11 protein-coding genes are annotated in these 13,599 nt (G+C 62.6%); 9 read left to right on the forward strand and 2 right to left on the reverse strand.

What is annotated here, in order from left to right; translation table 11 throughout:
* Window positions 1-31 precede the first annotated feature (31 nt).
* Together DFR50_RS09070 and DFR50_RS09075 are read right to left on the reverse strand one after the other, a co-directional pair.
* The gene (locus DFR50_RS09070; RefSeq protein ID WP_113888877.1) at window positions 32-1,138 is read right to left on the reverse strand and encodes an enolase C-terminal domain-like protein; all 1,107 of its coding nucleotides are present in this window, start codon (window positions 1,136-1,138) and stop codon (window positions 32-34) included.
* Window positions 1,138-2,058: a ketopantoate reductase family protein gene (locus DFR50_RS09075; protein ID WP_113888878.1), complete on the reverse strand. Its 921-nt coding sequence runs from the start codon at window positions 2,056-2,058 to the stop codon at window positions 1,138-1,140. The genes DFR50_RS09070 and DFR50_RS09075 overlap by 1 nt, the downstream gene beginning before the upstream one ends.
* Before the next feature lie 237 nt (window positions 2,059-2,295).
* On the opposite strand from DFR50_RS09075, the gene DFR50_RS09080 reads away from it, so the two are divergent.
* The 9 genes from DFR50_RS09080 to DFR50_RS09125 all read left to right on the forward strand — a co-directional run bounded on the left by DFR50_RS09080 (window position 2,296) and on the right by DFR50_RS09125 (window position 13,414).
* Window positions 2,296-2,910: a TetR/AcrR family transcriptional regulator gene (locus tag DFR50_RS09080; RefSeq protein WP_113888879.1), complete on the forward strand. Its 615-nt coding sequence runs from the start codon at window positions 2,296-2,298 to the stop codon at window positions 2,908-2,910.
* A 242-nt stretch (window positions 2,911-3,152) separates the two neighbouring features.
* A complete protein-coding gene (gor, locus tag DFR50_RS09085) occupies window positions 3,153-4,541 on the forward strand; it encodes a glutathione-disulfide reductase (RefSeq protein WP_113888880.1) in 1,389 nt (462 codons plus the stop codon).
* 409 nt (window positions 4,542-4,950) lie between these two features.
* A complete protein-coding gene (locus DFR50_RS09090; RefSeq protein WP_113888881.1) occupies window positions 4,951-5,721 on the forward strand; it encodes an enoyl-CoA hydratase/isomerase family protein in 771 nt (256 codons plus the stop codon).
* Window positions 5,722-5,934: 213 nt separating this feature from the next.
* The gene (locus DFR50_RS09095; RefSeq protein ID WP_170153122.1) at window positions 5,935-7,305 is read left to right on the forward strand and encodes a sugar ABC transporter substrate-binding protein; all 1,371 of its coding nucleotides are present in this window, start codon (window positions 5,935-5,937) and stop codon (window positions 7,303-7,305) included.
* Window positions 7,306-7,432: 127 nt separating this feature from the next.
* Window positions 7,433-8,464, forward strand: coding sequence for an ABC transporter permease (locus tag DFR50_RS09100; RefSeq protein WP_147262707.1), 1,032 nt, complete (start codon window positions 7,433-7,435; stop codon window positions 8,462-8,464).
* Window positions 8,465-8,484: 20 nt separating this feature from the next.
* Window positions 8,485-10,188 carry a sugar ABC transporter ATP-binding protein gene (locus DFR50_RS09105; RefSeq protein WP_113888884.1) on the forward strand — a complete coding sequence of 568 codons (1,704 nt, stop codon included), beginning with the start codon at window positions 8,485-8,487 and terminating at the stop codon, window positions 10,186-10,188.
* 247 nt (window positions 10,189-10,435) lie between these two features.
* On the forward strand, window positions 10,436-11,143 hold the full coding sequence (locus DFR50_RS09110; protein ID WP_113888885.1) for a glutathione S-transferase family protein: 708 nt from the start codon (window positions 10,436-10,438) through the stop codon (window positions 11,141-11,143).
* A gap of 450 nt (window positions 11,144-11,593) precedes the next feature.
* Entirely contained in the window at window positions 11,594-12,328 is a 735-nt protein-coding gene (locus tag DFR50_RS09120) for a haloacid dehalogenase type II (RefSeq protein ID WP_113888887.1), read from the forward strand.
* A 498-nt stretch (window positions 12,329-12,826) separates the two neighbouring features.
* The gene (locus DFR50_RS09125) at window positions 12,827-13,414 is read left to right on the forward strand and encodes a DJ-1/PfpI family protein (RefSeq protein ID WP_113888888.1); all 588 of its coding nucleotides are present in this window, start codon (window positions 12,827-12,829) and stop codon (window positions 13,412-13,414) included.
* Window positions 13,415-13,599: the final 185 nt, after the last annotated feature.

Raw genomic sequence — 13,599 nt, forward strand, 5'->3', positions numbered from 1 at the left:
CCAGCATAAGCGCTCCTCCTGCGCCTTCTTTTTATCCGTTGTTTAGCGCAAACCTTGCTACCGCTTCCTCATTCCAACGGAGCCCGATGCCGGGTCCAGGAAGTGGAACGGCCTCTCCGTCGATCACCTCGAGGGGCTGTTCAAGGATCGGGGCGGCCCAATCGACGAACTCCAGCCAATGCGCGGTCGGCGTCGCAGCCAGCAGGTGGACGCTGACCTCAGGGAAGAGATGCGACGACACCTCCCGCCCATAGGCCGCCGCCAGACCCGCAGCGCTGCGCCAGCCGCTCACGCCGCCGATACGATCGAGATCAAGCATGACGTAGTCTGAGGCCGCCGCCTCAAGCGACGCCGACATCGGGCTCAGACCGAGGAAATTCTCCCCCGCTTGGATCGGCGTCTTCGTCGCCTTGGCGATCTGCGCCGCATGGCGATAATCGTCGTGTCGGATCGGCTCCTCGATCCAGTAGACGCCTTCGTCGTCGAGAGCGCGGCACCTTTCCATGCCCTCGGCAAAGGTGAGCGCCTGGTTGAAGTCGACCATCAGAAGAGCTTCGCCCGGGATCTGCGCCCTCACGGCGCGCACCCTTGTCAAATCTGCGCCGAGATCCGATCCCCCAACCCGAAGTTTGACGGCGCGAAATCCTTCCGCCAGAAGCTCTTCAGCCTCGTCCGCTGCGGCCTTTGCAGGCATGAGGCCGAGACCGTTGCTGTTGTAGGCGTCAATCGGTTTGGGAGCCGAACCGAGAAGCGTCGAAAGCGGCAGTCCCGCTGCAATCGCCAGCGCATCCCAGGCGGCCACGTCGATTGCGGATGCGGCCATTGCAAGGGGGCCCGCCAGGCCCGGCAGCTTGAAACGACGCCCGAGCCACCGACTCAGGGACAGCGGCTCGACCCGAGCGCCGGCCAGAGCCTCGCTGAGACTGCGGAAGATCGGCTGAAGGGAGCGGGCGATCGAGACGTGGTAACAGAAGGCATACGAACGTCCTGTGATCCCTTCTTCCGTCTCCAAGTCGAGCAACAGCAAGGGAGCGGTATCGATCGTCTCAACGCTGGTGCCGAGTGGGCGGGCCATTGGCACCGCGACTGGCCGAGCCACAAGGGATCGAAGCGTGAGGGAGGAGGTTCCCGCCCGCATCAGCGCCGTCCCTCAGACGAGAGCGCCAGAATATCGGCGATCGCTCGATTGAGCGGCGTCGCCGCCCCGACGGCGGCTCCGAGCCTTACGACGCCCCCACTCAGCCAAGGAGTCTCGAGCCGGTTTCCGCGTTCCATGTCGACAGCCATCGACGATGTCATCGTTTCCGGCAGAGTGTCGCAGAACGCGAGGCGGCTTTCGGCGTAATCGGCAGCGAGCCCGACGCCTCTGGCGCGCCCGACCTGAACAACCTCGCGCATGACGTCCAGGAGAAACGCGCGCGTCTGCGGATTTGAGCGGATCGGGCCGATCGTCGCGCGCATCGTGGCCGTCGTCGCTGAGAGCCCGACCAGAAAAACGAACTTCTCCCAAATCGCGCGCTGGATATCTCCACTCAGCTCGGCTTCGATGTTGGCCCGTTTGCACGCTTCCAGGAAAGCCTGGCATCGGGCCGAACGCCTGCCGTCGTACTCCCCGAATACAAGTCGCTGCATCGTTCCGGTATGAGCGATGACGCCCGGTTCAGCGATTGATGCGGCGATATAACTGACGCCGCCGATGATCGCGTCGTCGCCGAGAACGCCGCGCAGAATATCGTCTTTGTCGACGCCGTTCTGGAACGATACGACGGCTGTTTCGCCCGAAACGAGAGGAGCCACGGCGCGTGCCGCCGCCTCGGTGTCCCACAGCTTGACCCCCAGGAGGACGAGGTCCACGCGGCCCAATTTTCGCGCGTCATCGCTGGCGACGACCTTTGGCAGGTGCAGATCGCCGAGCTGGCTCCTGATCCGCAACCCATCTTTCAGCAGCGTCGCGAGAGTCGCGCCCCTCGCGATGAAGACGACATCCGCGCCCCCTTTGGCGAGTCTGCCGCCGAAATAGCCGCCGACGCCCCCGGCCCCCATGATTGCGATTCGCACCGGATCTCCTCCCAATCGTCTTATCATTCTTGAATACTGATTCAAAAACTCCGTGTCAAGAGGCCCTGGGCCGCCTCAAAGCCAGAACCCACGCGGGCTGCAAGAGTGAGTTTGGAGGCCTGGATCTCATGCAAACCAGGGTCCAGCTCGACCTGCCGCGGGCGCGCGGCCGCCCGTTGACTTTCCAACGAAAATCGCGTAACGGGCAGCCTCGTCAATGAGAATGTGCGCTCAGTAATGGCTCGCCCCAAGCAGTTCGACCCCGAGATCGCCCTCGATTTGGCGGTCGACATTTTTTGGGAGAGCGGATTCGAGGCGACGAGCATTGAAAGGCTTTGCCGCCGCCTCAAGCTCAACCCCGGCAGCCTTTACGGCGCCTATGGGGATAAACGCGCGCTTTTCATCGCTATTCTCGACCGCTACGTCGACAAGGTTTCCCTCGAAGCGATCCAACGGATTTCCGGGAGCCCGTCGGGAATCTTAGGAATAGTCAACTATTTCGACTTTCTCATCGAAGCCATCCTCGGCGGCAAACGCCGTTGGGGGTGTCTGATCACCAATTCGCTGATCGAACTCGCGGCCCGCGAGCCCGAGATTGCGGCGAAGGTGGAATTGCACTTCACTCGGTTGGAGACTGCCTTCGCCAGCGCATTGGCGCGCGCGCAAGCCGCAGGTGAGTTGCGGCCCGGATTTGGGCCCGAGTCGGCGCCGTACTTCGTGTGCCTGGTGCAGGGCCTCAACGTGCTTGCACGGACGAAGCCGACGCGCGCGCGGTTAAGGGCGATTGTCGACGTGGCGCTGGACCCGCTCCGCGACGGTGCGGCTCTGCTGAGTCCCAAATCTGTCGCTTGACCGGTCTGCCTCGGCCAGATACTCATCAGTCGTCTGATGACTTTCGGCGCGGACCAGCGAGCGAGGGCATGCCAAAACGTCTGAATCCGACCCACGATCCCGCCGAATCGCTCGCGGCGACACATCCGCATCAGCGTCCCCCAGCGGAGGGCGACGAGGCGGTTGTGGCCGCGACTTGGAGAGCGTTCAGCGCCGGTCGCCGAAGCAGGCGCTTCGTCACGCCGTCTCGATAGATCGCTAAGATGACTGGCGTCTCGAGCTTTCCCGTCGACCTGTTCGTCATTGGCGCCGGATCGGGCGGCGTGCGCGCGGCGAGGATCGCCGCCGGCCATGGGGCGCGCGTGATGATCGCCGAGGAATTCCGCATCGGCGGCACATGCGTCATCCGAGGCTGCGTGCCCAAGAAGCTGCTGGTTTACGCCAGCCGCTTCGCCGACGATTTTTGCGACGCCCGCGGCTATGGTTGGAATGTCGGCGAGACCAGCTTCGATTGGCTGGCCATGGTCGCAGCCAAAGAAAAAGAAATCAGCCGATTGTCGGCAATCTATCGCGAAAATCTCGAAAAGGCCGGCGTCGACCTCGTCGAAGAGCGCGCCGAGATCGCGGCGCCGCGATCGGTGCGGTTGGCCAGCGGGCGTGTGATCAACGCAAAACACATTCTCATCGCCTCTGGCGCCACGCCGGAACTGGCGCCGTCGATTCCGGGCCTCGAACACGCGATTACCTCGAACGAAATCTTCGATCTGAAATCGTTCCCAAAGCGCCTGATGATCGTTGGCGGCGGTTACATCGCGGTCGAGTTCGCGTCGCTATTCGCTAAGCTCGGAGCCAAAGTCACGCAGGTGATGCGCGCGAGCAACATTCTTCGCGGTTTCGACGAGGATATGCGCGTCGGATTGGCGGAAGAGCTCGGCCATTCGGGTGTAACGTTCGCCACTGGCTGTTTGCCGACGCGGATCGAAAAACGGGCGGGAGCGCTCGACGTCGCGCTGTCGAACGGCGACAACCTCGTGGTCGATCAGGTTCTTATCGCCACAGGGCGTCGGCCAAACACGGCCAAGCTCGGACTGGAGAGCGTGGGGGTGGCCACTGATGCGCACGGCGCCGTCAAAGTCGACGACGGCTCAACGACCAATGTCGCGACCATTCACGCCGTGGGCGACGTCACCAACCGTATCAATCTAACGCCGGTCGCGATCCGCGAAGGGCAGGCCTTCGCCGATCGCGTTTTTGGCGGCAAACCGGGCCTCGTCGATCATGACTGTGTGCCGAGCGCGGTGTTCACTACGCCCGAAATCGGAACAGTCGGCTTGACGGAAGCGCTGGCGCGCGAGCGTTACCAGGTTGTCGACATTTATCGATCGCGTTTCCGGCCTTTGAAGGCGGCGGTTTCGGGTCGCTCGGAGCGCACGGTCATGAAGATCGTCGTCGACGGAACGTCCGATCAGATCCTCGGCGCCCACATTCTCGGCCATGAAGCAGGCGAAATGATCCAACTTCTGGCCATCGCAGTGAAGATGAAAGCGACCAAAGCCGACCTTGACGCAACGATGGCGGTTCACCCCACCGCCGCCGAGGAGCTCGTCACAATGCGCACTCGCACAGCGCGCTTCATCCACGAACGCGACTGAAGCGAGCGATCGCCGTCGCCGCTCGCGCGGTTCTTCGACGCTCGAACGCGCCATGGCGTCGGCCTGGTCTCGGAAGGTAGCGAGCCCACGGCTTTCCCTGGCGCCTTGCGCGGCGTGATCCCACTGACCGTAAACCAAAATCAGATCGGCGGTCGATCTCTGACCTGCTGTCGCCCGGCTGGGCGAGGCGGCCGCGCTGGGCGCGTCGCGGCATCGAGACATTTTGAACGAAAGAAGCCGCTGCGCCTGGCCGCGCCGGCGCGAGCGGATTGACACCATCAAAAGCCGCCGCTAACGTGATGTCATCAGTCGTCTGATGAATGCGAAGCACGCAGACGAAGTTAGACGGGAAGGGTGGGTCTCCGTAGGAGAAGCCTGTCTCCTTCGCCAACACGGGAGGAAGCGAAGCATGCGTGAGTTCAAGGATTACGCCGAAAAATACTCGCACATCCGGATGGACCGTCGAGACGGCATTTTGGAGATAACTTTCCACAGCGACGGGGGGACCCTGGTTTGGGGCGGCGGGCCGCACGGGCAGTTGGGACCGGCCTTCCACGACATCGCCCAGGATCGAGAAAACAGACTCGTCATCATGACGGGCACGGGCGACGCCTTCATCGAAGAGATCAACGCCGAGATCCTTGGCGAGCGGTTGCCAAAGAACAAAATCACGCCGATGACCTGGGATCACATCTACAGCGACGCCAAGCGCCTGCTGATGAACCTTCTCGACATCGAGGTTCCGATCATCGCTGCGGTGAATGGCCCGGTTAACATCCACGCCGAGCTCGCCGTGTTGAGCGATATCGTCCTGGCCGCTGATCACGCGACGTTCGCCGACGCGCCTCACTTTCCAAACGGCCTCGTCCCGGGCGACGGAGTTCATGTGATCTGGCCTTATCTCCTGGGAAGGAACCGCGGCCGTTATTTCCTCCTGACCGGCCAACGGCTGTCGGCCCAAGAGGCTTTGCAACTGGGCGTCGTGAGTGAGGTCATGCCGGCCAACAAGCTGTTGCCGCGCGCCAGAGAATTGGCCCGGCAAATTCTCAACCAACCTCCTCTGACTGTGCGCTACGCCCGGGTGGTGATGACGCAAGAGCTCAAGAAACTCATGCTCGAACACCTGAGCCACGGGCTCGCCCTGCAAGGTCTGGCCGCCAACGAATATTGGCCCAGCTAGTTCATCACGAAAAGGTAAGCGACGACCGCTCGCCGGTTGTCGATGGCCATCCTCGATTCCTGCGGCGGCATAAGAAGGGGGGGCACAGCCCCTCCCGCAGACGCGAAGCCCGCGAATACGACCTGGCGCCCGAATTGTCGGCGGGCTGGGCTCGCGCGACCGGGCCAAAGGTCATCGGGAACTCGATCTCCGACCAAAGAAAGTAAGACCGCAATGAAGCGGGAGATCGAGCCGGCAAAGACTGGACATGCGCTGCAGTTCGCGGCGACCGCGCAGCCAGTCAAATTCTATCGGGAGGAGACTAAACGGATGAGCGACACTGAGAACAGAGACGACATGGTCCAACAGTACCTGGAGGACTTTATCCCCAAGGGGCGCCGCGGCGACATCGAGCATCTCGCCGGCGAGGTCGTCAAAGGCGCAACGTCCCGGCGCAACTTCCTGACCCGGGCCGGTTCACTCGGCGTGGGGGCTACAGCGGCTTCGACGATTCTGACGGCGTTGGTCACCAGTGCGCCGAAGGCGTCGGCGGCGACCTCGGGCTCCGCAGAGGCGGGAAAGATTGCCGACAAATACAAGAACCTCACGATTGGCGTCCCGGTATACGCCTTCGCGGATGAAAACCAGATTACCATCGCCAATCAGATGCAAGCAGCGGCCCAGGCCGCCGGTTTGAACTGGAAGTTCCTGTTGCAGGACGTAGCGGGTAGCGTGACGACGGCTGGGCAGGTGTTCGACAGTTTTGTCACCAGGGGCGTCGACGTTATCATAGATATTGTTATTCCGCCGCGGCTTGTCGCAGCGCAGATGGCAAAAGCTAAAGAGAAAAAAATACCAGTCTTTGGGATTTATACGTTCGGCACCAATTATCCCGACATGGTGCTTGACTATGGCGGCGTGACCTCGGTCGAATCAAGCTTCGTCAGCAGCTATATGTTGTTCGATCAGCGAATTCGCCACCCCGGTAAGAAGAAGATCAAGCTCGGAATCATCGACTCGCAGCTCGACGTCATCAAGCCTCGGCGCGGGGCCCTCGACGGCCTGTTGAGCCTGGCGATCAACAACGACTTCGAAGTGGTGCAGGTCATTCCCGATGTCGACCCGGCGAACACAGTGCAAGTGGCGACCCAGGTGACACAGGCGATTCTCACCAAGAATCCGGATGTCGACTGTCTGTGGGTGAGTTGGTCGCCGGCGCCAGTCCCGGTTGCGGCGGCGGTCGAACAGGCAGGAAAGGGCGACTCGTGCAAGGTCTATGGGCTCGTCGCCCAGAGCGCTGGCATACAGCTTATCAAAGAGGGCAAGAGTCCGCTGGTCGCAACCTCGTGGGTCGACTTGGTCTGGGTCGGCTGGGGCATGGTTGATCTCGTGCTCAAGCACCGCTCGGGCAAGCCGGTGGACCGTCTCGCGCTGCTTTCGACCAACGCTGTTCCGTGTGTCTGTATCGACCACGCCGAAGCGAACTCGTCAAATATTCAAATGGTGGATGTGTTGGGCGGAAAGCAGATTCCGACCTGGGTGTTTGCCCAAGGTTCGTACCGCGATCGGTTTGTCGCGTCTTGGAGCGAAAGTTATTCCTCGTAGTCAGCGAACTGCGCGCGCCCGGCTCTCCAGAGCGGGGCGCGCTGGCGGCAATCATCGGTAACGCCGTCGACGACGCGAAACGAGTCGGTTGAAGACGGCGAACGACTGTCAGGGGAGCGGGGACACGATGACGATTCCAAGCGAGCGCACCACTCTTGCTTCTGCGCAGACCCGGATGGCCGACGCATCGAGCGCGCCGTCGGACAAAGCTCGGCGAACCGCTTTGGAGATGATCGCGCCGCTCGGCGTTCCGATTATGACGCTTGGCATGGTTGTTTACTTCGGTTTCGCCACGACGGGGTTCTTGTCGATCGGCAACATCACCGACGTTTGCGCCAATTCTGCGCTGCCGGTCATCGTTGCCGTGGGGCTGACCATCCCGCTGGTGATGGGGGAGTTCGACCTCTCGATTTCAGCGCTTGCTGGTCTCGCCACCGTACTCTACGCGCAACTGGTGGCCAAGGAGGGGGTAGACCCTGCAATCGCAATCCTCGTCACGCTGGCCGCCTCGCTCGCGGCGGGGGCGTTCAATGGCTTTATGATCGCTTATGTCGGTCTGCCTGCCCTCGTTGCGACAATAGCGATGTCGTCGTTCCTGGTCGGCATGCAGTTTTATGTCTCCGGCAGCGTCCAGATCTATGGCGGATTCCCCGAGACGCTCGTCGCCTTCAGCCGTTCCAACATCGGCCCCGTCCCCACTTTGGTGATCGTCGCGGCGATCATCGTTCTTGGCGCCTGGGTCCTCCTCGAGAAAAGCGTATTTGGTCGACAGGTCAAGGCGGTTGGCGGGAATGCCGAGGCGGCTCGCCTCGCTGGCGTGGACGTCCGGCGAACGCGGGCGCTCGGCTTTATCCTCTGCACGTTCGCGGCCAGTATCGCCGGCATCCTATTCGCCAATAAACAGGCTGTGGCTTACCCGCTCGCGGGCCTCGACGTCCTGCTGCCGTCGTTCACGGCGGCCTTTATCGGCGCAGCAACCTTCCGCTTCGGCGAATTCAACATCTTTGGCACAGTCGTGGGCGTCCTGGTCACCCAGATCGCGGCGAATGGCCTGATTTTGCTCGGGGTGCCGAACTATACGACCTATGTCTTCCAGGGTGTGATCTTGCTGGTCGCGCTGATCTTCGCCCGCGTCGTCGCGTTGCGGGGGACGAATTAGGGTGATGGGAGGCATTGGCCATGACCAGCGATAGGGTGGAAGACAGGCGTCGTCCGGTGGTCCCGGTCCTCGACGTCAGGGAACTCTCGAAGCGCTATCCGGGGACACTGGCGCTCGACCGGGTCTCACTGCACGTGGCGCCAAACGAGATCTTGGGGCTCGCGGGACACAACGGCGCCGGGAAGTCGACGCTGACGCGAATGCTCACGGGCGCCGGAAGGCCCGACTCGGGCGACATGCTTCTGGACGGCCAGAGCATCAGGTTCCGCAGCCCGGACGACGCGATCACACACGGCGTTGCTCAGGTCCCGCAGCCGCTCATGATTATTCCGAACCTGACCGGTAGGGAAAACCTGCTGCTCGGGATGCACACCAGACTGTTTCGGCCGGGTCGCGAGAACGGCGAGCAACTGTGGTTCGGCGGGAGCAAGAGCGCGGTGGCCGCTGTCGAGCTGATGGCCGAGCACCTGCACCTGACAAAGATCCTGAACGTAAAAGTTGGGCGGCTCCGTCCGGTGACTCAGCGCCTCATCATGATCGGTCGCGCGCTTTTACGGAACCCGCGGCTGATCATCCTCGATGAGCCGACGGCGAATCTGGCGACGCCTGAAGTGGAGTTGCTGTTCTCGATTATTCGTCCTCTGGCGCGGGACCGCGCCAGCGTCATTTACGTCACCCATCGACTCGACGAAATGCTCGACTTGTGCGACCGCGTCATCGTGATGCGGCAAGGACGGGTCATCGCCGAGAAGGACGCCAGGATCCTCGACAAGAAGGAACTCAGCGGCCTCATCACCGGCGCAGATCTGTCGTCGAAAATAAAGACACTCGTGGCTGACGTCGACATCCATGGTCAGGTCCACGCCGGCGGGCCGTCGGCCGACAGGTCAAAAACCCCTCACGCCGGCGAAGAAGTCCTGTGCTGCGAGGATCTTTGTGCGCTGCCAAGGACACGCGGCGTCGACCTCAGGCTCCATCGGGGCGAGGTGCTCGGCATCGCCGGTCGCGACGGGTCGGGACGCACGAGCTTGTTGCGAACCCTTTGGGGCGATCGCCAGGTGACCAGCGGTCGCATCGTTGTCCGGGGCGTGCCGACTCGGTTGGCGAGCCCACGCGACGCAATCAAAGCCGGCTTCGCGTATTTGCCGGAGGAACGGGCGGCGAATGCTGTGTTTCCGTTGGCGAGCGTCGCTGCAAACGCGACGCTGCCATGGCTGTCGCGGTTCGCCGGGCCGGGCGGCCTCATGCGCGCACGTGAGGAGATTTCCAGCGTTTCAACGCTCTTGAAACGTCTCGACGTGCGACCGCTCAAAGGAGCGGCCTACGCCAGGATAGGGGCCTTCAGCGGCGGTAACCAGCAGAAGGTGGTGATCGCGCGCTGGCTCCTGGGCGGGGCGGACATTTTTCTGTTCGACGAGCCGACGCAAGGCATCGATGTGGGCGCTCGGGAGCAAGTCTATGAGGTCATCCGCGAACTCGCCTCGGATGGAGCGGGGATCATCGTCGTATCCTCGGAAGCGGAGGAACTGGCGCGTTTGTGCAGCACCGTGCACCTGATGCGCGACGGCGCTGTCGTTCAAACGCTCGCAGGCGACGACGTAACGGAATCGGCGATCTCGCTTGCAATCGTCGCAGGGGAAATCGAAATCCCCGCCGCCGAGCCGTGGGTCGGGGCAGGCCGGGCGCGCGTCAGCGGACGATCGCCTCCGGACGCCGCCATATGATCGAGCGACGCGCCGCCCGCGGGAACGACGACAAAGTCGGAAGGCCCGCCCCCGCTTCGGATAGGTCCTTGACATCGCGGAAACCGATAGTCTCGGACTCGGCGTCGCAGATTGTTCTGCGCGGAACGCCATCGCACTTGCGAGAACCGAGTTTCCGCTTCGATCTTTGTCCCGCTCAAGCTTCGGCGCGCGGCCTCACGGTGGTCCCGCGCATAAATCCAAAACGATAGCCCGATAGGAGAGCCCCGTGATCCGTTTCTATTTCCATCCGACGCCAAATCCCGCCAAAGTCGCGCTTTTCCTGGAGGAGACCGGCGTGGCCTATGAAGTCGTTCCGGTCGACACGAGCAAAGGAGAGCAACATACGCCAGCCTTTCGCGCCATCAATCCGAATGGCAAGTTGCCAGCGATCGTCGACACCCAGGGGCCCGGCGGCCGCGAGGCGAAGGTGTTCGATTCGAGCGCTATCCTTCTCTACCTCGGCGAAAAGACAGGGCGCTTCATGGGCGCCCCCGCCGATCGTCCTGAACTGCTTTCCTGGCTCTTCTTCGTCGCGACGGGGATGGGCCCATTCTCGGGCCAGGCGGTGCATTTCCAGCATGCCGCTCCCGAAAACATCCCGTATGCGGTGAACCGATATCGACGCGAGGTTGAACGGCACTATCGTGTCTTGGATGAGCGTCTGAGCGGACGCGATTACATCGTCGGCAACGAATATTCCATCGTCGACATGTCCGCTTGGGGCTGGCTGGATCGGGCGCCCAGAGTGCTGCCCGGCAGCGCTGACCCGGTTGCCGCCTTCCCGAACCTCAAGCGCTGGTTCCAAACGGTTGACGCGCGACCCGCGGTGGCGCGCGCCCGCGCCGTCGGCACGGATCACGCCTTCAAGAAGGAGATGGACGAAGAGACGCGGCGGGCGCTCTTCCCATCGAACTATCCGGCGATCACGAAGTGAGTCAGCGCCCCGCTTTCGCATTGCTCGGCCGCCACTAGATCCGACTGGAGCCGGCCGACAACAGCGGAAAGACAGCGCGATGGCTCAGCCGCAGAGCCTGGTGGGGGCCGGCGCCCTCGGCGCTGAGCAGAACGATCCGCGGCCGCCGCAGGTGCTTCTGCGGCGCGTTGCGGTCCTGGACCGGAGCGAGGAGCCGATCAACGTCGGCAAGCGCGACGGAAATGGAAACGCCAGAGCGCAGCCCGCAGGCTCGCGCGCCGCAAGTCCACAAGGAATCTCCCCCGGGATTCCCAGTCAGACGCGATTGATTAGCCGGAACCATTGTGGACATCGGCTTCGTCGCTTCGATCCCGACGATTTGGATTTAGCGTCGTCGCTGGCGGCATGGCGGCGAGATGGCGGCGGCCTCGCGCCAGGCTGGCGACCGTTTCCGATGGAGAGGAGTTCCCGATGACAATTCGCGCGTTGGTATTCGATGCATACGGCACGCTCTATGACGTGCAGTCGGTGCGCGGCCTTGCGACTGAACTCTGCGGCGACAAAGGCGATTTCATTACGCAGGCGTGGCGATTGAAGCAACTCGAATACACGTGGCTGCGCGGCCTAATGCGGGCGTATGAGGACTTCTCAGTTGTCACCCGTGCCGCGCTCGAGTTCGCGTTGGATAGGGCCGGCGTCACGCCGACACCTGCGCTCTGTGAGGAGTTGATGGCGAAATACCTCGATCTCGACTTGTATCCGGAAGCGCGCCAGGCGCTGGCGGCGCTTTCCGGGTATAAACTCGCGATCCTTTCGAACGGCAGCCCCGACATGCTCGCTGCGCTCGTCGAGGGGTCGGGGATCGCTCCTTTTTTTGCGGACGTGATCAGCGTGGACAGGGCGAAGACCTTTAAGCCCGACCCGAGGTGCTATGACCTCGTGGCGCCGGCGCTCGGCGTCGAGAGGCACGAGGTGTTGTTCGTTTCGTCAAACAGCTTTGATGTCGCGGGCGCGAAGCAATTCGGGCTCAAGGTCGCCTGGATCGATCGTGTTGGTCGCGCGCCCCCACCGATGAACTCCGATGTTGGCCCCGCGGAATTCTACCGGTTGCTGCGCGGCGGCCCCGAACGGCTCGGGCAGGACGCGGACTTTCGGATCGGCTCCCTCACCGACTTGCAGGGAGTCCTATCCGGTTTGGCGAAGTGAGTCGGGGAGGCGGGCCCGCTGTCGCCTCAGCCATCGTCTTCGACGGGGCCCGGGCGCCGGCGCGCGGCATCCGGATCGGGGGCTGTCGCTTTGTCTGCACAGCCTCGAGTGGACAGGAGGGAGGGTCGATTGCCGCCTCGGTCGTCGACGGCGCGCCGCCCCGGCGCCATCGTCACCGCGACCGAGGTTCGGCCGGCCACGAAGGAACAGGCCGGTCGCGGGTCCGGGTCGGCGGGCGCAGGCGGCCGAACAAGACCCTCCTGGGAATCCGCGACGGCCACGATCGACAGCGGCGACTGCGTGGCCCGCGCGGCCGGAGGCCCTGTAGCGCGCGAGCGTCGTCGCAACAGGGCGCGCTGGGCGACAAATTTGTTTTGCACGGGGTCTGCATGAAACTTTGATGGAAAGCGGGAGGCTTGACGTCGGGGCGGCGCCGCATTATTAATTCATCAGTCGTCTGATGACATGTCATGTGTCGGCCGACAAAGGGAGTGAGCGATGCCGAAAGTTTTGATTCTCACTGGCGATGCCGCCGAAGCGCTCGAAGTGATATATCCGCATCAACGACTCACGGAGGAGGGCTATGAGGCGGTTGTGGCCGCTTTGTCTCCGAAGTTGTTGCAATTGGTGGTCCACGAAATGGTGCCAGGCAACGACACTTTCGTCGAAAAACCGGGCTATCATTGGCCGGCCGACGTAGCGTTCTCCGATGTTGACCCATCGGACTATGCTGCGATAATCATCCCCGGGGGGCGCGCTCCTGAGTATATCCGCAACAATCCAGACTTCATTCGCATCGTTCAATACTTTTTCAAAGAGAACCTGCCGGTGGCGCACTTGTGCCACGCCTCCATAGCGCTGGCCACGGCCGGCGTTTTGAAGGGGCGTCGTATCGCCGCGTTTCCTGAACTGAAATCCGATGTCGAGGCGGCGGGCGCCGAATTCGTGAATGCTGAGGTTGTCGTGGACGGACCCATGGTGTCGGCTCGCGCGTATCCGGACCACCCCGCCTGGATGCGAGAATTCATGCGGGTGCTTCGCAAGCGGTCGCCGGTTGCCGTGCCGGTCGCGACGGCAGCCGAATAGAAGAAGATGTTCCGGCGCCTCCGACCCTTGTGTGGTCGGAGGCCAGAGGGAAATTGATTCGCGCAGCACTTGTTGGAATCGTCAGGGTCGGCTTATTGAGATCAAGCAATGCGGCATCCCCGGCCGTTTTGTGATGATTATTTGACGCCCCCCGTTCATGGCAGCGGGGCCGACGATAGGCGGTT

Source organism: Roseiarcus fermentans, from assembly GCF_003315135.1.
Taxonomy (GTDB): domain Bacteria; phylum Pseudomonadota; class Alphaproteobacteria; order Rhizobiales; family Beijerinckiaceae; genus Roseiarcus; species Roseiarcus fermentans.

Excerpts from the sequence above, each read along its gene's own strand:
- DFR50_RS09070 (WP_113888877.1), bottom strand. The coding sequence starts at position 1,138 with ATGCGGGCGGGAACCTCCTCCCTCACGCTTCGATCCCTTGTGGCTCGG.
- DFR50_RS09080 (WP_113888879.1), top strand. The coding sequence starts at position 2,296 with ATGGCTCGCCCCAAGCAGTTCGACCCCGAGATCGCCCTCGATTTGGCG.
- gor (WP_113888880.1), top strand. The coding sequence starts at position 3,153 with ATGACTGGCGTCTCGAGCTTTCCCGTCGACCTGTTCGTCATTGGCGCC.
- DFR50_RS09090 (WP_113888881.1), top strand. The coding sequence starts at position 4,951 with ATGCGTGAGTTCAAGGATTACGCCGAAAAATACTCGCACATCCGGATG.
- DFR50_RS09095 (WP_170153122.1), top strand. The coding sequence starts at position 5,935 with ATGAAGCGGGAGATCGAGCCGGCAAAGACTGGACATGCGCTGCAGTTC.
- DFR50_RS09100 (WP_147262707.1), top strand. The coding sequence starts at position 7,433 with ATGACGATTCCAAGCGAGCGCACCACTCTTGCTTCTGCGCAGACCCGG.
- DFR50_RS09105 (WP_113888884.1), top strand. The coding sequence starts at position 8,485 with ATGACCAGCGATAGGGTGGAAGACAGGCGTCGTCCGGTGGTCCCGGTC.
- DFR50_RS09120 (WP_113888887.1), top strand. The coding sequence starts at position 11,594 with ATGACAATTCGCGCGTTGGTATTCGATGCATACGGCACGCTCTATGAC.
- DFR50_RS09125 (WP_113888888.1), top strand. The coding sequence starts at position 12,827 with ATGCCGAAAGTTTTGATTCTCACTGGCGATGCCGCCGAAGCGCTCGAA.